The sequence below is a fragment of the Fontibacter flavus genome (assembly GCF_042432905.1).
GTDB lineage: Bacteria > Bacteroidota > Bacteroidia > Cytophagales > Cyclobacteriaceae > Fontibacter > Fontibacter flavus.
Window position 1 is genome coordinate 111634 of the sequence record NZ_JBHLWI010000004.1, and the last position, 22614, is coordinate 134247.

The window sequence follows — 22614 nt, forward strand, 5'->3', positions numbered from 1 at the left end:
TATGTTACGATCAATTAAAACAGTATTATTGGGAGGCCTGGTGGCATTTACCATGGGGTCTTGCTGGGAATTGGAGCAGGAGGTACTTTCGGGTATCACGCAGGAAGAGTTGGAGGCTAATGTCACTCCCGAACTGATCGAGGTACTGAAGCAATCAGCATACGGTTCATTAGTAAGAGATGGACAGGGAAGTTTTGGAGCACATGGTGGTTATTACAGTATCATTGAAGTTTCTTCAGATCAATTGGCCATTCCCCAAAAAGGAGCTGACTGGGAAGATGGTGGTGTGTGGTTGAGAACGCACAGACATACTTGGATTTCTACTGATGATCCTTATAATGGTGCTTGGCAGTTTGCCTTTAGTGTGGTGGCAGAATGTAACTTGCTTTTACAGCAGTATCCTGATTTGGAAGATTTGGCTTCAGAATTGAGGGTTTTGCGAGCTTTGGGCTATTACTGGTTGATAGATGCTTTCGGTAATGTACCGATCATCAGAGAAACTGACAGAGGTGGTAGTCCTGCACAGAGCACAAGACAAGAAGTATTTGATTTTATAGAATCTTCCATCTTGGAAAATGTAGATAATCTGACAAGAGAAAACACCAGAACCAATATTAACTATTGGTCTGCGCATGTGTTGTTGGCCAAACTGTACATGAACGCAGAAGTTTACACTGGAACTGCAAGATGGGAAGATGCAGAAAGAGTTTTGGATGTAGTGATCAATGAAGGACCTTATTCTTTGGCACCTAACTTCTTTGCTAACTTTGCAGCTGCAAACAACAATTCTCCGGAGAATATCTTTACCCTGCCTTGGGATGCCAACAATGCTCCTGGATTCAATATCCATCAAATGACATTCCATTACAGCAATCAGCTGACTTTCCAATTACAGGAACAGCCATGGAACGGATATGCCGCCTTGGAAGAGTTTTACAACAGCTTTGAGGATGGTGATGTAAGAAAAGCCAGTTTGAGAGAAGGACAGCAATTTGCTGCTGATGGCGTAACACCATTGGTGGATGATGCCTTTGATGGGGATCCTGATGGTCCAAATTTAATTTTCACACCTCAGATCAATCAGTTGGCTCCAAATGCCTTCAGACAGGCAGGGACAAGGATCAACAAGTTTGAAATCCCAATGGGTTCTGCCCCTAACTTGAACAATGATTTCCCGATCTTTAGATATGCGGATGTATTGCTATTAAAAGCTGAGGCAGCTTGGAGAAGAGGTAATAACTCAGTTGCTTTACAATATGTGAATTTGGTAAGAGAAAGAGCAAATGTTCCGGCCCTTACCTCCATCAGTGCTGATGTATTGTTGGCTGAAAGAGGTAGAGAATTGTTTGCAGAGGGTCATAGAAGATCTGATTTGATCAGATTTGGTAGATTCAATGCAGCATGGTGGGAGAAGGCAGCTTCACCAGCTACAAGAAACCTGTTCCCGATCCCTGAAAATCAGCTTCAGGCTAACCCTAGTCTGACTCAAAACCCAGGATATTAATCCTTTGGTTCATATGATTGAAGAAAGAAGTGCACATCCGTGCACTTCTTTTTACTTTAAGGGAAGTCATAAATCAATGAATAAAATTGACACAAACTTGACAGGGTTTTGAAATTGGCCTTACCGAAGTATTTTAGTATCCCCAAACAGCATAAGATTAATTCAGAAAAAACCTTGATTCGCCCGATTTTCATAATTCTTGTCCTTCTTACAATATCTTCTTGTTCCAAGAAGGAAGATACCCCATTGCTTTTTGAGCTGATGGATAAGTCCTGGACGGGGGTGGATTTCAGGAATGATCTGGATTACAATGAAAAATTTAACCCTTATACTTTTCGGAACTTTTATAATGGTGCTGGAGTAGCCTTAGGGGATATCAATAATGATGGTTTGGTGGATATTTTTTTGGCGGGAAATCAAACCGAGAATAAACTTTATCTGAACAAAGGAAATTTTCAGTTTGAAGACATCACTGAAAATGCAGGTCTGGCAGTGCCTGGTATCTGGTCAACAGGTGTTTCCATGGCAGATGTTAATGGAGACGGTCTTCTGGATATTTATATCTGTAAATCCGGCCCATTGGGTGGACAGGAGCGTCATAATTCTCTTTATATCAACAATGGAGACCTTACTTTTACTGAGAAGGCCAAGGAATTTGGCATTGCGGATGAAGGTTTGTCGCAGCATGCTGTATTTTTTGATTTTGATAAGGATGGAGATTTGGACATGTACCTCTTGAACAATTCTGCCAGGTCAATAGGCATTTATGACCTTAGGCAAGGCCAAAGGGATGTCCGGGACTCCATGGGTGGTAATAAGCTTTATAGGAATGATCAGGGTAGCTTTGTGGATATCAGTGAAGAGGCAGGAATTTATGGTTCTTCTATTGGCTATGGACTTGGGGTTACAGTAGCAGATATCAATAAAGATGGATGGCCGGATTTATATGTATCCAATGATTTTTTTGAAAAAGATTACCTGTATATCAATAATGGGGATGGAACCTTTAGAGAGGATCTGGAAAATATGATGACCGAGATCAGTATGGGATCCATGGGTGCTGATATTGCCGATTTGGATAATAATGGCTGGCAGGATGTCTTTGTTACGGAAATGCTTCCTGCCACTTTGGATAGAGTCAAGACCAAAACACCTTTTGAAGAATGGGATAAATATCAGGCGAATGTCCAAGCAGGCTATTTTCATCAATTTACCAGAAACACCTTACAGAGAAACCTAGGGTATAGGCCTGGTACAGATCAGGTGCATTTCATTGATGTGGCAAGACAATCTGGTGTACATGCCACAGACTGGTCTTGGGGGGCATTGATCTTTGATGCGGATAATGATGGGCTCAAGGATATCTTTGTGGCAAATGGGATTGTGAAGGATTTGACAGATTTTGATTACGTGGACTATTATGTCAACAACCAAAATCTGATCAGTCAATTCAAAAAGGACTCTATCCTTTTGACCAAAATGATTGATGAGTTCCCTTCTACTCCTTTGCAGAATTATTTATTCAGGAATAAAGGAGGTTTTGAGTTTGAGGATATAGCAGCGCGTGCCGGAATGCAGCAACTTACCTTTTCCACAGGAGCTGCTTATGCAGATCTTGATAATGATGGGGACTTGGATTTGGTAGTGAACAACCTGAATGGGGAAGTTTTTTTGTATAAGAACAATAGCCGTGAGGTCAATCAACATCATTATCTGCAGCTTGAACTTTCGGGACAGTTTGGTACGCAGGTAACCGTCTATGCTGGCAAAGAGATGTTTTTTGCAGAACACAATCCCGTCAAGGGTTATATGTCTTCTGTTGATCACCGTCTGCATTTTGGATTGGGTTACAACAGTTTGATTGACTCATTGATTATCCATTGGCCAAATGGCAGGAAAAGGGTTTTAAAAGAGGTGAAGAGTAATCAAGTTTTGACACTTCAACCGGATCAATCTGATGAGGAATGGAAATCTTCAAAAGATAGATTATTGACCTATTTTAAGGTTTCAGAAGCAGTGGTTCCGTGGAGGCATGAAGAAAGCGATTTTGTGGACTTCGATAGGGACAGGTTGCGCTTTCACATGATCTCCAATGAGGGGCCAAAATTGGCCATTGGAGATATAAGTGGAGATGGTCTGGATGATGTTTTTGTTCCAGGAGCAAAAGGTAAACCCTCTGTCATCTTGAAGCAGGATATTCTTGGTGAATTTAGTATTCATCAAAAATTTGAGGCAGAGCAATTGCCTGAGGATGTTGGAGGGCTTTTCTTTGATGCCGATGGAGATGGTCATCTGGACCTTTATGTATTGAGTGGAAGCTTGGAATTCAGCAATAAAAACCCCAATTATCAGGACAGACTTTATTTGAATGATGGTAATGGGAATTTTAAATTATCTTCAGAAAGTCTGCCACTGCGGTTTGAGAGCTCCTCGTTTGTCAGGGCTTTTGACTATAATAAAGACGGGAACTTGGATCTTTTGGTAGGCACGAGGACTGTTCCTTTTGCCTATGGGGTTCCGGGGGGAGTTGTGCTTTTGGAAAACAAAGGAGATGGAATATTCGTGGATAAATCAACCGGGTTGCCGGAATCATTTAGGCAATTGGGAATGACCAAAGATGCCTGGATTGGTGACTTGGATGATGATGGAGAAGAGGAAATATTGATTATTGGTGAATGGATGCCTATAATGGTATTCAAAAGGTCAGGGGCAAGTTATGTGGATGTTTCCGAAGCTTTTGGTTTTGCATCTAGCAGTGGGTTATGGAATACCGTTCATGTAGCGGATATCAATGGAGATGGAAGATTGGATATCTTATTGGGTAATATGGGTTTAAACAGCAGGATAAAGGCCCAGATAGACCGTCCGTTGAGGCTTTTTGTCAATGATTTTGATCAGAATGGCAGCGTGGAGCAGATTTTGACCATGTACGAAGGGGAACATAGTTATCCCTTGGTTTTGAAATCCACCTTATTGAAACAATTGCCAGGTTTGCGTAAGCAATTGATCAAATACGATGATTATAAGGACAAGAGGATGGAAGATTTGTTCAGTAAAGAAATATTGGATAGAAGTATGCAGCTTGAGGTACATACTTTGGAGACAAGTCTTTTTATCAATAATGGAAATGGTAAATTTGTTAAAACACCATTACCCAAAGAAGTTCAAAGCAGTCCTGTTTATGCCATTCATTCATTTATGGATGATCATGGCGATTTTCACCTTTTGTTTGGCGGAAATCAAAGGAAGATTAAGCCAGAATTGGGGATCAATCTTGGTAGTTACGGATGGCATTTGAAAAGGGGGAGTATGGGGGAATTGGAGTTTGTGCCTGCATCTCGGTCCGGATTTTTCATCCGTGGCGAAATCAGGGATATACAGCCCTATCAAACTTCTCAGGGCTTGAGGTTTTTGGTAGGTAAAAACAATGATACCTTGAAAATTATGGATTTTATAAAATGAAAGAAAAGGAGTTTATGATTCATATGATCAGAGTGTTGCTTTTGATTGCAGTTGGATTGATTTGGGCAGGTTGTCAGCCCAAAACAGAATACGACATCATCAAAGAAAGGGAGTTGAAATCCGGGAAGGTAGTGGAGGACTTATTTCTGGATCTTCGTTTTGGGATGGGGAGAAAGGAGTTTTTTGCGACCTGTTGGGAGCATAATAAAAAAGGGATTTTAACCAATGGTGCCCATGTGCTTCAGGTACAGTATAAACCGGCAATGCCATCGGGAAAGGACACCAATATGTTTTTTTACCCATCTTTTGAGGAGAATAAGCTTTATTTTATGCCCATGGAATTTGTTTATGGGGGATGGTTTCCCGGAAACGAAGAATTTGGAAATGAGAAATTGATGGAGGACGTGGTGGCATTTCTGGAAGGCTGGTTTGGTGAAGGTTTTTTTGAAGTCAGTAATAAGAGCAAAACAGTAAAAGCTATGGTTAAAATTGACGGGAACAGGTTGATCCGGATATTTAAAAAAGATTTGAAATCAGTAAGGGTGGAAATATTGGATCTAAGGGTCAAGGATATTGCCGAAATGAATAAAAAGGATGAGGAAGCTTAATCGTGATTTTGTTTTACTGGCAGCAGGATTAGGGTTGTTTTTCTCATGCAAGTCAGAGGATAAAAGCCCAAAGGATACTTTGTTTGAACAAATAGGATCGTCTTATTCAGGAGTAACCTTTAGGAATGATCTGGAATTTGACGAAAAGTTCAACATTTTCACCTATAGGAATTATTACAATGGGGGAGGCGTTGCCTTAGGAGATGTGAACAACGATGGCCTTTTGGACATGTACCTGACAGCCAATATGGGAGAGAATAAGCTGTACCTCAACGAAGGTAATTTCAAATTCAGGGATGTCACCACTGAGGCGGGAGTCGCTGGAACAAGGGCTTGGAGTACAGGGGTAGCTATGGCCGATGTCAATGGAGATGGCTTGCTGGATATTTATGTCTGTAACTCCGGCGATATCAAAGGTGACAACAAACAAAATGAATTATTTATCAACAATGGTGATGGATCTTTTACAGAAATGGCGGAGGCCTATGGCTTGGCTGACCAGGGATTTTCCACCCATGCCGTATTTTTTGATTATGACAATGATGGCGACCTGGATGTTTACTTGCTGAATAATAGCTATCAAGCCATAGGCAGTTTCAATAAAATGCAAAACGAAAGGCCTAGAAGGGACCCGGTCGGAGGGGATAAGTTGTTCAGGAATGATGGGGACAAATTTACAGATGTGTCTGAAGAAGCTGGGATTTATGGCTCAGTGATAGGTTTTGGTTTGGGTATTACCATAGGTGACGTTAACCGGGACGGTTGGATGGATATTTTCATTTCCAATGATTTTTTTGAAAGGGATTACCTTTACATCAACAATCAGGACGGTACTTTTTCCGAAAGACTGACAGATTATATGAGGTCGACTTCAGCGGCATCCATGGGGGCAGATATTGCGGATATCAACAATGACGGTTACCTCGATATTTTTGTCACCGAGATGTTGCCTGAGCAGTCAGAGCGCTTGAAGCAGATTACTACATTTGAGAGCTGGGATAAATTTCAGTTTAATGTACAGCATGGCTATCATTATCAGTACACCCGAAACATGCTCCATGTCAATAATGGGGATGGGACTTTCACTGATATGGGCCGCTTGGCCAATGTAGAGGCTACGGATTGGAGCTGGGCGGCACTGATGTTTGATATGGATAATGATGGGCATAAAGACATCTTCGTGGCCAATGGGATCTATCAGGACCTGACCGATCTGGATTACCTCAATTTTATTGACAATGATGAGACCAAGAGGAGCATTATTTCCCAGGAGGGTGTTGATTATAGAAAACTGATTGACCCCATGCCCATTACACCTGTATCCAATTATGCTTTCAAAAACAAGGGAGATCTGGTTTTTGAAAATGTAATACACGAATGGGGAATGGGGAATCCTATCCATTCCAACGGCTCTGCCTATGGGGATTTGGATAATGATGGGGCTTTGGATCTGGTGATTAACAATGTCAACAATGAAGTGTTGATGTATAAGAACAAGTCAATGGAGTTTTATCCTGACCATCATTTTTTGAAGGTAGTGCTAAAAGGAAAACCAGGAAATACAGCAGCTGTTGGGACACAGATAAGGGTGTTGGCTGGAGATCAGTCTTTCTATCAGGAAAATATGCCAAACAGGGGCTTCCAGTCTTCTGTGGATCCAAGGTTGAATTTTGGTTTGGGCAATATTTCCAAGATCGATGTGCTTCAGGTAAGATGGCCGGATGGGAAGATTACTTTGGTACATGAGCTTGAGACTAATCAGACGATTACCCTTTCGTGGGAAGATGCGGAAGAACCATCGGATGAATTCAGGTTTTTTAATGAACCCCAGGATCAGATTTTTAAGAAATTAAGAGCGGATGAAATTCTGGATTTTAAGCATCAGGAGAATCAGGTGGTGGATTTTGACCGTGACAGGTTGACCTATCATATGTTGTCCACTGAAGGGCCTAAAGCTGTTTGGGGAGATGTGAATGGGGATAGTTTGGAAGATGTGTTCCTCGGAGGAGCGAAGGGTTTTCCTGGCCAATTGTTCTTACAACAACTGAATGGGAAATTCAGAAAATCCCAGCAAGAGGCATTTGTAGAAGATAGGTTTTCAGAAGATACACATGGGATTTTTCATGATTTTAATGGAGATGGGTATTTGGATTTGTATGTGGCTTCAGGAGGAAATGAATCCGGTTTTGGAGCTTTGGATCTTTCGGACAGGTTATACCTGAATGATGGGAAAGGTAACTTCACCAAATCTCTGGATTCGGGATTGAATGCCTTCAAAAACAGCACGGCTGTTGTTGGATTGATAGATGCAAACCAAGATGGCATCATGGATGTATTGGTGGGTTCTAGGGTTGTTCCCTTTCTCTACGGCGTGAATCCAAGTAGCCAAATCTTGATTTCGGATGGCAAGGGGAGCTTTAAAGACGGGACAGCAGAGTTTGCTCCTGAACTGAAAGAAATAGGGATGGTCACTGATGCTGCCGTGGTGGATTATGATGGAGATGGCAAAGAAGACCTGATTTTGGTGGGAGAGTGGATGGCGCCGACATTTTTCAGGCAAACAGGTACTCAGCTGGAAAGAATTGAGATGCCAGACATGGCCAAATATAAGGGATGGTACCAAAGTATTGCTGTTGGGGATTTCAATGGAGATGGTAGGTTGGATTTTGTGCTAGGTAATCATGGTCTGAATACCAGGTTTAAGACATCGGAAGAAAATCTGATCAGGATGTTTGTGAATGATTACGATCAAAACGGTTCCGTTGAACACCTTTTTGCCCAAAAGCAGGGAGGGCGTCATATCCCCTTCACCCTCAAGCATCAATTGGAGATGCAGGTACCTTCGATCAAAAAGCGTTTCCTGAAATACAGTGCTTACAATGATAAATTCTTAGAGGATATTTTCACTCCTCAGGAACTCAAAAATGCCATGATGCAGGAAGTGAATTATTTTTCATCTTCTGTGATGATGAATAAGGGGGCTGGTAATTATGAAATTCTCCCTCTTCCGAGAATGGCGCAAAGAAGTTGGATGTACAGCGTATTGGTGACAGATGTCAATGACGATGGGATACAGGATATCCTGATGGCCGGTAACCTGAAGGGGGCCAAACCTGAAGTTGGGCAATATGATGGAAGTTATGGAGAGGTGTTGTTGGGCAAAGGTGATGGCAGTTTTGATTATATTCCAAATCGTGAACATGGACTTCAGTTGCACGGAGACATCAGGGATTTGCATGTTCTCGAAATCAGAGGTGAGAGGATGTTGATGGTGGTAAAGAATGATGATGCCATAGAGTTTTGGAGTTTTTAATACTTCGAAGGAATTTAACTAATGCCCAAAAGTCACTTCCAAAATGTCTCAGATAGAGATTCGAAGTGCTTTGAATAAGATTTTCAATGAACAGAGTTTACACCTTTTTCTTTTTGTTGTTGCTTATTTCCTGTTCAAAAAAACAGGAGGATAGGTTGTTCGAATTAATGTCTTCAGATGAAACAGGCATTGACTTTAGAAATGACCTTGTTTCTACAGCAGATATGAATATCCTAGAATACCTGTATTTCTATAATGGAGGTGGTGTAGCGGTAGGGGATATCAATAATGATGGATTGGTGGATATTTATTTCACTTCCAATCAGGGAGAGAACAAGCTTTATCTCAACAAAGGTGATTTCCGGTTTGAAGATATTACCCAAAAGGCTGCTGTAACAGGAGAGGGTGGTTGGTCCACTGGTGTGACCATGGCAGATGTGAATGGAGATGGGTTTTTGGATATTTATGTCTGTCAGGTTGGAGATTATAAAGGGATACAAGGTCAAAATAGGCTTTATATCAACAATGGAGACCTGACATTTACAGAAATGGCATCAGCATACGGGTTGGATTTTGTGGGTTTTTCTACCCATGCGGTATTCTTCGATTATGATCAGGATGGAGATTTAGATATGTACCTGCTCAATCATTCCATCAAAAAGCCTGAGGTATTTTCCCATGCTGACACCAAATTCAACAATCAGGACGAAAAAGGAGGAGACAAGTTGTTCAAGAATTTACGGGTAGAAGGAGAAAGCAGGATGGTAGAGGTGACCGAAGAAGCGGGGATTTTGTCCAGTAGTTTGGGTTTTGGATTAGGAGTAGGGATAGCAGATGTCAATGGAGATGGTTGGATGGATATTTATGTGTCCAATGATTTCACGGAAGATGACTACCTGTATATCAATCAGGGAGATGGAACTTTTGTCGAATCTTTGAAAGATTTTATAGCAAACACCAGCCGCTACAGCATGGGTAATGACCTGGCTGATATCAACAATGATGGATTGCCCGATATTTTCACCACGGACATGTTACCCGAAGATCCTGAAATCTGGATGAAATCAGTCGGAGAGGATAAGCAGGAGGTATATGATGTGAAGAAAAGGCTAGGTTATGGAGATCAATATGTGAGAAATCACTTGCAGCTCAACCGTGGTGATGGTAAGTTTAGTGAGATAGGCTTGTTGACAGGTACCTTTGCTACAGATTGGAGTTGGTCGCCATTGATTTTTGACATGGACAATGATGGTTTCAAGGATATCCATATCACGAATGGCATAGTCAAGAGACCCAATGACTTGGATTTCATCCAATACAGTCAAGAACCCACTCCGGGTCTTTCCCAAAAAGAAGTTCAACAACAGCAGGTGGACATGTTGCCTACGGTGAAACTGGCCAATTATACCTTCCAAAATGGAGGCGCGCTTCAGTTTAAGGAAGTGTCCAAAGTTTGGGGGTTGGATCAGCTGTCTTATTCCAACGGATCGGCATACGCTGATCTTGACAATGACGGTGACTTGGACCTGGTGATCAACAATACGGATCAAGAGGCTTTTGTTTACAGGAACGATGCTTCAGAAAAATTGGGGCATCAGTTTGTCCAATTTGACCTGAAAGGTGATCTGTATAATCAGTTTGGCATTGGTGCTCAGGTATGGGTATTTGTTGGTCAGGAAAAGTTTTTTCAGACTTTAAGCACTTCTCGGGGTTTTCAATCCGGAAGCGCTACTACTTTGACTTTTGGATTGGGTAAGACCGAAAAAATTGATTCCGTAATTGTGGCATGGTCGGCCAGGGAACTGGAGAAATTCGAAGGAATTATCCTGGGAGAGAAAGCTATTTTGGCTAAGGGCAGCGGGCAACAATTTCAATGGCCAATTCAGGTAAAAACTGAAGTGCTTAAGATAGCTGAATTAGGGCTTAACTGGAAGCATGAGGAAGATGATGGGATTGATGAGTTCAGAAGAGAATACCTGATGCCAAGAAGATACGGTTCGGAAGGCCCTGCCTTAGCGGTTGGGGATATCAATGGAGATGGTTTGGAAGACCTTTATCTGGGAGGGGCCAAAGGACAGGCAGGGGCCTTGTTTTTGCAGCAGCTTGAAGGAAGTTTTGTGAAAGCTGATAATCCTATTTTTGAACAAATGAAAACAGCCGAAGACGTGGTGGCTGTTTTTGAAGATTTCAATGGAGATGGTCATTTGGATCTTTATGTTGGGAGTGGGGGGAATGCTTATGGTCCAAGGGAAGTTTTCAATTTTGATAGGATTTACCTGAATGATGGGAAAGGCAATTTACTGTTTTCGATGAATTCCTTACCTCCATTAGGTGAAAACACATCGACTGTTGCTGTTCATGATGTCAATGGAGATGGATTCCCGGATATTTTTGTAGGGGCATCGGTAGTGATAGGGAATTATGGTGCATCTTCAGGTTCGCACTTATTGATGAATGATGGCAAAGGGAGATTTAGAGATGTAACCCATCAATATTTTGGGGAGGATTTGAGGCCAGGTATGGTGCAAAAGGCCAATTGGGAAGATATTACAGGAAATGGGCACAAAGAGCTGTTGCTGACTGGGGAGTGGATGGGCGTTCAGGTCTATACTTTAAATGCTTCTGGTCAGTTTGAGCGTCTTCAGGATTTAGCACCAGCGGGATGGTATTATGCGATGCATGTAGTAAGTGGTGGTAAAATGGAAGATAGGCAATTGGTTTTGGGAAATCTTGGTTTGAACTCAAAATTGAAAGCCAGCCTTGAGAAACCATTATGGCTTTATCATGGGGATTTTGACGGGAATGGTCAGGAAGATCCTTTGTTATTTCATTACATGGGAGATAAACTTGTGCCATTTGGCAGTAGGGATGATCTGATCAAACAGATTCCGGGAATAAAAAGGAAGCACGATACCTATAAAAGTTATGCCGGATTGAAATCGCCGCAGGAACTTTTGGAAAAGTCCCAGCTGGAGGCAGCTAGGAAAGTTGCGGTGAAAGAGTTGAGATCCGGTTCTATTTCTTTCGATAATTCAGCACAAGTTCTTCTTCCTTTTCCAGTCGAAGCGCAATTTAGCCCGTTAAGGGATTTTGTGGATTTTACATCGGGAGGATCACAATACCTGCTTGGTGTGGGGAATTTTTATGGTTTCAGGAATGATCTTGGTAAAGCAGGGGCATCTCCAATGGTGTTGTTGAAAAGACAAAATAAGGAATGGGTTCATATTCCTTTGGGCCTAAATGCCTCGGCATACTGGGGAGAATTCAGAAAAGTGGCTAAAATTGAGATTAAAGGAAAATTACATTTGATTGCCTTGAAAAATAATGGACCGGCTGTAGTAATGGAAATAATTGACTGAGCGGCTATTTTGGGTTGATTTACTGCTAAAAATCAGTTTTTTAGAGCGTTTTCAGAAATTTGAATTTACATAATATTTTTTAGATTTGATGTTGACAAAACCCTTCTTTGTCAATTTTGATAGACAATACAGATTGGTTAAATTTGGAAAAATAAGCTTGGACAAAAGCAAAGATGAAAAAGAGAATACAAAGAATTATCCTGGCCATGTTGGTTGTTTCCCTTGGTGTTGGATGTCAGGAAAAAACAGATTATCAAAATGTAATTACTGAGGGTGATTACCTGATTGCGGCCCAGCTCAAGTTGACCGATGTGATCATCCATGATATTTTTTCACCACCTGTGGCCAGTAGGATTTATGCGTATCCTGCTATTGCTGCTTATGAGGTTGCCGCATTGGCAGATCCTGGTTACAGGTCTTTGATGGGACAGTTGAACGGTTTTGAGAAAGTAAATTTTGAATCCCAGGAAGAAATTTACTATCCTTTGGCAGCTTTGGCAGCATATTATAAGGTGGGGACAGCCATGATTTTCTCAGAACAGCTTGTTCGAGATCATAAAGAAAATGCGTATAAAGAAATTAGGGAAAAAGGTGTTCCCAAAAAAGTTTTTGAAAGTTCAGTTGCTTTTGGTGAGCAGGTAGCAGACCATGTCATAGCTTACTCCAAAAAAGACAATTACCATGAAAGCAGATCATTTGAAAAATATACTGTAAAAAGTGATGCCTATACCTGGCAGCCCACACCTCCGGCCTATATGGAGGGCATCGAGCCGCATTGGAATAAAATCAGGCCATTCGTGATGGAGACTGCCGATCAGTTTAAATCCGATCCGCCTACCGCTTTTTCTACGGATCCAACAAGCCAGTTTTACAAAGAGGCAGAGGAAGTATTTAATGTAATCAAGAATCTAACGAAAGAGCAAAAAGATATCGCATTTTTTTGGGATTGTAATCCCTATAAAGTCAATGTGAAGGGGCATGTCATGTTTGCAGAGAAAAAGATCACTCCCGGAGGCCATTGGATGGGTATTGCGTCAATTGCTTCCAAAGCTGCCAAGCAGGATTGGAAAGGTACCGCTGAAACATTGGCTTATACCAGTATAGCTTTGTTTGATGCCTTTATAGCTTGTTGGGATGAAAAGTACAGGAGTATTTTGATCAGACCCGAAACCTATATCAACAAGTACATTGACGAGGATTGGTTGCCTTTGCTTCAGACCCCACCCTTCCCTGAATACACAAGTGGGCATAGCGTAGCCTCTAATGCTGCTGCCGAAGTACTCACCAAATTGTTTGGTGAATCCTTTTATATTTATGACTCCACTGAAGTCGCCTATGGCCTTCCTATCAGGGAGTTCAACTCTTTCAGGGAAGCTGCCGATGAAGCTGCTATCAGCAGGTTGTATGGTGGGATTCATTATATGCCGGCAATTGTCAACGGTTCTACCAAAGGAAAAGGATTGGCGTCTTATATGAATGAAAAAATTGAAACCAAATCCCAAAAACTAGCCAAGCTGGAGGAATAGGGAATCCATATCTCATGATACTTCCCATGACCTGAGGGCATGATAATATGGACCTGCCGGAGATAAACCAGGCGGGTCTTTTCATTTAATTCCTTATTTTTGCAGCAAATCAACAAACAGCCATGGACATTATCCTCAAGTATTTTCCCAACCTGACGGAAGACCAAAAAGAAAAATTTTCCCGACTCAAACCTCTTTATGAGGAGTGGAATGAAAAAATCAATGTCATCAGTAGGAAGGATATGGAGCATTTTTATGAAAGACATGTGCTGCATTCCTTGGGGATTGCAAAGGTGATGGAGTTTCAACCTGGTACCAAGGTTTTGGATATAGGTACCGGTGGAGGCTTTCCTGGGATACCTCTGGCTATATTATTTCCAGACACTCATTTTCATTTGGTGGATTCTATCGGAAAAAAAATCACTGTAGTGAAGGAAGTGGCCAAGGCTTTGAAATTATCCAATGTGGAGGCCCAGCAGGTCCGAGCAGAAGAATTGGTCAGGAAATATGATTTTGTGATCAGCAGGGCAGTGACCAGATTTGCCAATTTTTATCCCTGGGTCAAAGGGAAATTTAAAAAAGAGGACTTCAATGAATTTCCAAACGGTATCCTACTGCTTAAAGGTGGGGATGTGGATGAGGAAATGGAAGAAAGACAAGTGAGTTATGTGACCTATCATTTGGATGATTATTTCAAGGAGGAGTTTTTTGATACCAAAAAGGTGGTGTTTGTGCCTTGGGAGGGGAAAAGGTGATGCTTAGAGGCGAGAAGCGAGATGCTAGAATCTAGAAACAAGAGACAAGAACCAAGAGTTAAGAATTTCGGAGTACAGAAGGAGGATTTCGGAAAGGGCTTCTCGAAATTTGTAATTTCGTGAAGGGATACAGCGGATTTGCAATCCGCGTTTTTTTGTCTTTGGAGGGTGTAGTCTTTAGTGGGATTAACTTTCGCCTGAATATAATCAGGGTAAATTTTTGGGCTGTACAACTCCCCGAAAGACTGTAAAATCCTCATCTTCTTTGTCTTTACTTCCTGGCTTCATCCACCAGATTTCGTTACCGATCACCCGGTAACTGTCGTATAGCATAGGAGGTCGGGAAACATGAAATACTTTTCCATCGATGAGAGCTACGGCACGCTCTTTTGCCTTTTCCATAACTGCTTTGGTCAATGATTCATCTGCTTCATTTTTATTCACTTTTTCCCAGTCACTCAGTTCGGAATTTGAAGGGCCTGGTTTGTAGTGAATCAAAAGCATATTCCCTATCTTTTCCAGACTTTCAATAGCTGATGGGAAAGGGATATCCAACTGATTGGCGCTAAGGATGCCATAGCGTACCTGGGCATATTCCAAACCTTCATTTTCATGAAATCCTTCCAAATCAAGTCCTTGACTTGACTCCAAGACGGGTTCTTCCCCTTTCCAGGAATAGGTATAGAGAATGGGTTCATTTTGGAATATGAGGTATAATTTTTCTTCCTGCTCATCATAAAAAAAGAGGGGTCTGAAATCTTCAAAAGGAAAGGCTTTTCCAGATAAGAATTTACTCCCATCTGGAAAGGAGATAAACTTCTTTGTTTCTCTGCTTTCAAGATCCGTCATCAGCAAATTTCTTCGCTTTTCGAAAAACTCAGTTCCCACTTCCTGCACTTCATCCATCAGGTCTAAATGATGGAGCAGATAGGTTTTGCCATTTTTTTGGATAACCTGATTTTTCCTGAAGATATCTACTCCGGCATGAATGCTCATTTGAGGCTGGTAAACCCTTTCCTGAATCACTAGATCTCCATTGGGAGAAAAGACCCTTAACCCAAAAAGTTTGTCCGCAACCACAATATTTCCTTCGGTCGTCAATGAAATGTTATCTACGATCATGCTGAATGCCCCGGGCACATCACCTTCCTTCGTCCATTCATGTAGTGGATTTCCTTTCTGGTCAAACACATAGACTTTGGATGCCGCAGCATCTCTGAAGAAAAGATGATTCTCATTGGCGTTTTGAAAGAGGAATAAAGAAGCCAGTATATTATTTACGGTGATGCTGTCAGTAGCGATAATTTCATATCCATCATTAGCTAAAGTGCTGGATTCTTTCTGATTGCTGGTGCAACCCTTCAAAATAAGTACTATAAGAAGAGAAAAAAAGTATAGGTATATTTTCATTTATTAATAATTAGTATGTGATTTTATTAGACTTCAAATAGAAATATATTGACTAAGTATTGTTTATTATTATTAGTTTCAATACGCTATATAGTTCTAAGTTAAGGCCATAACTTATTCATAAACCTAAAATATTAAAAAAATGAAAAATTTAATTAAAAAAAGTTTGATCGTATTGCTTTTCTTTGTCTCATATGCAGGAGTAAATCGTGTAGCTGCCGATGCTTCGCTTGAATTACCGGGGAGAAATGTTTGTACTGTTTCATCAGATCCTAATAAAAATACTGGGAAATGTATTGGTTCATTTGCTGGAGATGTTTGTTATCATAATGTTATGGGTTCTCACCCAGTTTGTAGTGGTAATATGATGACTTTCTAATCAATTTTAAACAGGCCAAACTGGAAGGTTTGGCCTATATTTTCGCACGAACATGAGAATAGGCATAATTTTGACCTCTATATTGGTAACAGTTTTTTTTTCTTCCTGTAATCAAAATAAGGAGGCTTTTGAAAAATTTTCTCCAGTAGATAATCTTACTATACTGCTATCTGACACAGAGACTTTTCTTTATACTAAAATAGGCGTAGGAATATTTAAAGGGAATTTTTGTTTGGTGAAGTTCAACACTATAACTGGAAACCTTAACATATTGGATGTATCATCAAATAAGCCAATTCTTGAAGTAACCATTGAAGACGATGGTCCAGAGGGTTTTAATAATTTATTTTTTACAGTTCCCCATGTCATTGAGGATAAAGTCTACCTTATCAATGGACCTTCAGGTCAAATCTTGAGTGTTAATTCCAGTGGTCTAATTGAAACAACACTAAAATTGCCCATTGATGCAGATTTGGGTTTTGCATATATGTATAATTCTGAGGGTAATAGACTTTTCCATAAAGATGAGGATTCCTTTTTTATTGGTTTCTATCCAGATCATCCAAAGTCCGGGACTTATAAAAGACCTTTACAAAGTGTGCTAAAAATCGATAGCACTCATGACATGGAGCTTTTTGCTCCTTTGCCAAAAGAAAATATTGCAAATACATGGGGGAATGACCATATGACCACAGGCCCTTTTGGTATTTATTCGAAAAGTAAAAACGCATTTATAACAGGGTTTTCAAATAAAAATGAGTTATCCGTATTTTCAAAAGACGGTTTGCTCCAAGAAAGCATAGTTTTGGATCTTCCTGATTGGAAAAATCCAGAGCATTTCCCGATTGATGCAGCCCAATTAGAGACTGTATCAAATGATGTTCTTTGGGAAATTAAGCGTTATGGGGAGAGTCTTCCAAAAATTTGGAAAATCTATGAATTTGCTGAAGGGTATTTACTGGAAGTAGTACATGGAAATGGATCAGGCTTTTTCCGGATTTTTCCATTTACAAATTTGATTTAGACTTTAATTTTTTATCTAAGAAGGATTTTATTGGACACGAAAATACATTCTACCAGTCTTTTCAGTTTGGTGATGCCTATTATTTGTTCAATCAACATGCGTATGAAGAGAATGAAGATGAACTAGTTTTTGATCGGTATGAATTTGATGATATTTAGAATTGATGTATGAGGGGATCTCTTCTGCAAATTAAGGTTTTAATGTTCCTCCTGATTGCTTTCTGTTACTTGAAAATATCCACCCTGGACCTATTCAAGATTTCCTTTGGCATTCCTGATTTGTGAGATTAATCTTTCTTCACGGCATTAAATTACTGGTCCAATAAAACTGTCTTCCCAATTTCAATCAATCCACTTCCGAAATCCGCCTTCAGAAATCTCCCTTTCAAACCATTCCTCCAACTCCCAACAACAAGTAAATCCCTGCTGCAATCGCGGCACCAAGAATTGGTCCCGCAATTGGTACCCAGCTGTAAGCCCAGTCACTGCTGCCTTTTCCTTTGATAGGTAAGAATTGGTGCATGAGTCTAGGCCCGAAATCCCTGGCAGGATTGATGGCATAACCGGTAGTACCGCCTAATGCCAAACCGATGACCCAGACTAAGAAGGCAACAGGCAGTGCACCCAATGAACCAAGGCCGATGGGTGTGTCATTTCCATCCTGAATGGTGGGTTCGGTGGAATAGAGGATTACAATGATTAAAACCGAAGTGCCTATGATCTCCGAAAATAGGTTGGAGGGTAGGTTTCGGATAGCAGGAACAGTGCCAAATGGGGCAAATTTCATTCCTGGATCATCGGTGATGTCGAAGTGGTCCTTATACATCAGCCAGGCAATACCCGAACCGAACATGGCTCCTAATATCTGAGCCAGAATATATTTTGGAACCAATGCCCAGGCAAAATCACCTGCGATGGCCAGCCCTATGCTGACAGCAGGGTTAAGATGAGCCCCACTGTATGGTCCGGCGACCACTACTCCAATAAATACCCCTAATGCCCAAGCGGTGGTAATGACCATCCAGCCACTGCCATTTCCTTTGGTCTGATTGAGGACTACATTGGCAACTACTCCGGAACCTACGGCCAAGAGAAGAGAGGTGCCTACAAATTCTGCTATAAATTGATCCATTATTCTACCCAGTTTTTAGAACGTTCTACTGCTTTATGCCAAAAATGTAAAAATTTCTCCGCTTTTGCTTTATCCATTTTTGGTTCAAAGCTGCGGTCTGATTCCCAAAGGGTTTTTAACTCTGCCTCATCTTTCCAAAACCCTACGGCCAATCCGGCTAAAAACGCTGCTCCCAGCGCTGTGGTTTCAATGATTTTCGGGCGTTGGATTTTACATTCCAAAATATCTGCCTGGAACTGCATGAGGAAATTATTGGCAGTAGCCCCTCCATCTACTCTCAGTTCTTTGGTGGGAAGGCCGCTGTCTTTTTCCATGGCTTTGATCACATCGTAGACCTGATAGGCAATGGCCTCTAGGGCTGCCCGGGTCATATGTGCAATGGTGGTACCTCTTGTAATTCCAAAGAATGCTCCCCTGGCATTTTGATCCCAGTGTGGTGCACCTAATCCCGCCAATGCGGGTACAAAATATACCCCATCATTGTCTTCTAAGCTGATGGCCAACTCCTCACTTTCCTTGGCATGTCCGAAGAACTCAATTCCGTCCCGTAGCCATTGAATAGCCGCTCCACCAATGAAAACAGAGCCTTCCAAGGCATAATTGATCTTTCCATTGACTTTCCAGGCTACTGTTGTGAGCAATTTATTGTTGGACTGAACAGGTTTGTCTCCTGTGTTCATGACCAAAAAGCAACCGGTGCCATAAGTGGTCTTAGCCATACCTGATTGCGTGCAAAGCTGGCCAAAAAGTGCAGCCTGCTGATCGCCTGCAACACCGGCAATAGGGATTTTGTGGGAGAGGATATCCCCGGCAGTTTCCCCCATGATTTCGGAACTTTCCTTAACTTCAGGAAGCAGGGACTTTGGGATATCAAAGAGTGCCAATAGTTCCTCATCCCATTGTTCTTCATGGATATTATAAATCATGGTCCGGCTGGCATTGCTGATATCGGTAGCATGTGTTTTTCCGGCTGTTAATTTCCAAATCAGCCAGGTATCGATGGTGCCAAATGCCAGTTCTCCTTTTTCAGCTTTTTCTCTGGCGCCGGCCACATTGTCCAGAATCCATTTGATTTTGGTAGCTGAAAAATAAGCATCCAGGATCAGGCCTGTTTTGGTGGCGATTATTTCAGCCTTCCCCTTTGTCTTAAGTTCATCACAATAGGCAGCAGTCCTTCTGTCTTGCCACACGATGGCGTTGTAGATGGATTTACCGGTCTTTCTGTCCCATACCACTGTGGTTTCCCTTTGATTGGTAATCCCAATGGCTGCTATTTCAGAAGCTTTGATGCCTTCATTTGCCAATGCTTGGATCATGACCGATGACTGGCTTGACCAGATTTCCTGCGGGTCATGTTCTACCCATCCCGATTTGGGAAAATGCTGCTTAAAATCTTTTTGGGCAACAGAAACGATCTTTCCAGCTTTGTCAAATACTATGGCTCTCGAACTGGTAGTTCCCTGATCTAGGGACAGAATATACTGGGACATTGGCTTAGTGGTTAATTTAGGGATCAGTTAATTGGGTTGTTGGTTCTAATGTTTAAATATTGTAGAAATACAATTGAAATATTGGTTTAATGCATATTTCTAAGTAATTCGCTGAGGGCAAATTTCCATCTATTTCAAGATATACTTATTTGCCAATTTTTCGAAATCTTGTAGTTCATTTTCAATCCATTTTTCATCTTTTCCCAGTTCTTGGGCCATCAGGGCTGCTACCGTAGGGGCCATTTCCAATGCGGCCTCTGCATCCAAGAGTAATACCCTCATTCTCCTACTGAGGATGTCTTCCACTTTCATGGCCATTTCGTGGCGGGTACTCCAGATGACTTCAGCATGTGTATAAGGATAGTCCGGATGGAGTAACTTACCTAATTCAGGATTGTCTGTTATCAACTTTTGGATAAAGTACGCATCAGCACCGTAGCCTTTCCAGTGTCCTTTTTCAGGTTTATCTGTGGATCCATGGTAACGTATTTGGGCAGAGGTGGAAGGCGAAAGGCTTTGGGTGGTAACCTTTGAAAATTGTTCTACTGTATCTTCTCCCATTTTGCGGAAGGTGGTCCATTTCCCGCCTGTGATGGACACCAGCTTGCTTTCCGAGACAATCACTTTATGGGAACGGGAGATTTCTTTTGTTTTGGTGCTGCCTTCTTTTGGTGCCGCCAAGGGCCTTAATCCAGCGAAAACTGATAAAACATCCTTTCTAGTAGGGGCTTTTGTCAGGTAAGCTTTGGCAGTTTCCAAAATAAAATCAATTTCTTTGCTTAGTGCTTCCGGTTCTAATTTGGCTTTTTCCCTTAAGGTATCTGTTGTACCTACAACCAGTTTATCCAACCAGGGAACAGCAAATAATACACGTCCATCTGTAGTTTTGGGAATCATAAGGGCATCTTTACCACCCAAAAAGCTTTGATCAAGTACCAAGTGAATGCCTTGGGAGGGCTGTATGCTTTTTGGTGCGTCTGGCTTATCCATTTGTAGGATTTTGTCAGCAAATACGCCAGTTGCATTGACGACCATTTTTGCTCGTATACTGTATTTTTTTTTATCCAGTTCATCACGTACTCTGATGCCTGCTATTTTACCGGTTTCATCTTTGATCAGGTCTGTTACCCTGATGTAGTTCAACATGCAGCCACCCATTTCATCACAGGTTTGGGCTACACTTAGTGCTAGCCGTGCATCGTCAAATTGTCCGTCATGATACACCACGCCACCTTTTAGTCCATTCTGTTTGATTTTGGGAAGTCTATGGATAGTTTCTGCACGTGATATAAATCTTGACTTGCCAAGTCTTAATTTGCCCGCCATCCAGTCATAAATCTTTAAGCCGATACTGTATTGTAATCGGTCAAAAAATGAATAAATAGGAATGATAAAAGGTTGGTTGTAGGTAAGGTGCGGTGCATTCTGCAATAACCTTCCCCTTTCTTTTAATGCTTCAAAGACAAGCATAATATCACCTTGGGCCAAGTACCGGACGCCACCGTGCACCAATTTAGTACTTCTGCTCGATGTCCCTTTGGCAAAATCTGCCTTCTCCACCAAAACGACGGATAGACCACGTGAGAGTGCATCCAAAGCCACTCCAAGACCTGAGGCTCCACCTCCAATGACAGCAATGTCCCAAACTTTCCCTTTCTCCTTGATGGCTTCCAAGTTCCTGTTTCTATCCATTTTCTTTCCTATTTGATTCAAAAGTAACAAAAAAAGAAAATAAAAGAAATAAAAAGAAATTAAATCAGCTTGAATTGTTTGCATTAATTTCTTTTTGTAGGCTTTTTTACTAATTTTAGAAAAAAAGAAAACTGCTATGACCATCGCGGAGAGGCATAAATATATCCTAGATGAATTGAATAGAAATGGCTTTGTGAGCGTTGCAGAATTGAGCAAAGAGCTGGATGTTACAGTTGTAACTGTGCGTAAGGATCTTAAAATCCTGGAAGAAAAAGGATTGTTGTTCAGATCCCATGGTTCTGCCACCTCAGTATCACCATATGTCAATGACCGCTCTGTCAATGAAAAAAAACTGGTAAAGGTCGAGGAAAAGACAAAAATTGCTTTAGAAGCAGTGAAATTGATAGAGGAGGAGGATGCGATCATTATCGGATCGGGCACAACGGTGGTTTCATTCGCTCAGGCTATTCCTAAAGGTAAGAAACTGACAGTTTTGACAGCAGCCATGAACGTGACCCTGGCCCTAATAGATACCAAAGAAATTGAAATTGTGCAATTGGGGGGAGTGGTCAGAAAAAGCAGTAGTTCTGTAGTAGGGCATTATGCAGAAGAAATGCTTCAGCAGTTTGCCTGCTCCAAGCTTTTTTTGAGTGCTGATGGCATCAGTTTGGATTATGGCCTGACCACCTCACACATGATGGAAGCCCATCTTAATGCCCAAATGATGCGAGGGGTTCAGAAGACCATTGTTCTTGCCGATTCCAGTAAATTTGGCAAGAAAGGTTTCGGTAAAATCTGTAACCTTGAAGACATAGATATGATCATTACCGACGCAGGCATTCCTGAACTTTACAGGGAAAAGCTTGAAGAGATGGGTATTGAGGTGAGGGTCGTAGGTTAAGAATTAGCCTATAGAAAGAAAAAAAATATAAGTAAGAGGAAAGAACCTTAAAAGTTGGAA

At 41.4% G+C, this 22614-nt stretch carries 14 protein-coding genes; 10 read left to right on the forward strand and 4 right to left on the reverse strand.

Annotated features, from left to right (window positions below; translation table 11 throughout):
* Position 1: 1 nt before the first annotated feature.
* From ACFFIP_RS02275 to rsmG, 7 genes are all read left to right on the forward strand, one after another.
* Positions 2-1504 (forward strand): RagB/SusD family nutrient uptake outer membrane protein, encoded by a 1503-nt coding sequence (locus tag ACFFIP_RS02275; RefSeq protein ID WP_382385939.1) that lies wholly within the window; start codon positions 2-4, stop codon positions 1502-1504.
* Positions 1505-1765: 261 nt separating this feature from the next.
* Positions 1766-4966 (forward strand): VCBS repeat-containing protein, encoded by a 3201-nt coding sequence (locus tag ACFFIP_RS02280; RefSeq protein WP_382385940.1) that lies wholly within the window; start codon positions 1766-1768, stop codon positions 4964-4966.
* Positions 4963-5574, forward strand: coding sequence for a hypothetical protein (locus tag ACFFIP_RS02285; protein ID WP_382385941.1), 612 nt, complete (start codon positions 4963-4965; stop codon positions 5572-5574). Before ACFFIP_RS02280 ends, ACFFIP_RS02285 begins: the two co-directional genes overlap by 4 nt.
* The gene (locus tag ACFFIP_RS02290) at positions 5561-8887 is read left to right on the forward strand and encodes a VCBS repeat-containing protein (protein WP_382385942.1); all 3327 of its coding nucleotides are present in this window, start codon (positions 5561-5563) and stop codon (positions 8885-8887) included. Before ACFFIP_RS02285 ends, ACFFIP_RS02290 begins: the two co-directional genes overlap by 14 nt.
* Before the next feature lie 86 nt (positions 8888-8973).
* Positions 8974-12246 carry a VCBS repeat-containing protein gene (locus ACFFIP_RS02295; RefSeq protein ID WP_382385943.1) on the forward strand — a complete coding sequence of 1091 codons (3273 nt, stop codon included), beginning with the start codon at positions 8974-8976 and terminating at the stop codon, positions 12244-12246.
* A gap of 173 nt (positions 12247-12419) precedes the next feature.
* Entirely contained in the window at positions 12420-13772 is a 1353-nt protein-coding gene (locus tag ACFFIP_RS02300) for a vanadium-dependent haloperoxidase (protein ID WP_382385944.1), read from the forward strand.
* A gap of 122 nt (positions 13773-13894) precedes the next feature.
* Positions 13895-14527, forward strand: coding sequence for a 16S rRNA (guanine(527)-N(7))-methyltransferase RsmG (gene rsmG, locus ACFFIP_RS02305; protein ID WP_382385945.1), 633 nt, complete (start codon positions 13895-13897; stop codon positions 14525-14527).
* 207 nt (positions 14528-14734) lie between these two features.
* Here the strand turns inward: rsmG and ACFFIP_RS02310 are convergent, their stop codons facing one another.
* Positions 14735-15937 (reverse strand): NHL repeat-containing protein, encoded by a 1203-nt coding sequence (locus ACFFIP_RS02310; RefSeq protein WP_382385946.1) that lies wholly within the window; start codon positions 15935-15937, stop codon positions 14735-14737.
* A gap of 142 nt (positions 15938-16079) precedes the next feature.
* Here ACFFIP_RS02310 and ACFFIP_RS02315 point away from each other — a divergent pair, with 142 nt between their 5' ends.
* Complete coding sequence (locus ACFFIP_RS02315) at positions 16080-16316, forward strand: hypothetical protein (RefSeq protein WP_382385947.1); 237 nt, start codon at positions 16080-16082, stop codon at positions 16314-16316.
* A 271-nt stretch (positions 16317-16587) separates the two neighbouring features.
* On the forward strand, positions 16588-17340 hold the full coding sequence (locus ACFFIP_RS02320; RefSeq protein ID WP_496384701.1) for a hypothetical protein: 753 nt from the start codon (positions 16588-16590) through the stop codon (positions 17338-17340).
* Positions 17341-17724: 384 nt separating this feature from the next.
* Here the strand turns inward: ACFFIP_RS02320 and ACFFIP_RS02325 are convergent, their stop codons facing one another.
* From ACFFIP_RS02325 to ACFFIP_RS02335, 3 genes are all read right to left on the reverse strand, one after another.
* Positions 17725-18471, reverse strand: coding sequence for an MIP/aquaporin family protein (locus ACFFIP_RS02325; protein WP_382385949.1), 747 nt, complete (start codon positions 18469-18471; stop codon positions 17725-17727).
* A complete protein-coding gene (gene glpK, locus ACFFIP_RS02330) occupies positions 18471-19961 on the reverse strand; it encodes a glycerol kinase GlpK (protein ID WP_382385950.1) in 1491 nt (496 codons plus the stop codon). Before glpK ends, ACFFIP_RS02325 begins: the two co-directional genes overlap by 1 nt.
* A 129-nt stretch (positions 19962-20090) precedes the next feature.
* Complete coding sequence (locus tag ACFFIP_RS02335; RefSeq protein ID WP_382385951.1) at positions 20091-21653, reverse strand: glycerol-3-phosphate dehydrogenase/oxidase; 1563 nt, start codon at positions 21651-21653, stop codon at positions 20091-20093.
* Positions 21654-21789: 136 nt separating this feature from the next.
* Between ACFFIP_RS02335 and ACFFIP_RS02340 the strand changes: the two genes are divergently transcribed.
* Positions 21790-22554 (forward strand): DeoR/GlpR family DNA-binding transcription regulator, encoded by a 765-nt coding sequence (locus tag ACFFIP_RS02340; RefSeq protein WP_382385952.1) that lies wholly within the window; start codon positions 21790-21792, stop codon positions 22552-22554.
* Positions 22555-22614 lie beyond the last annotated feature (60 nt).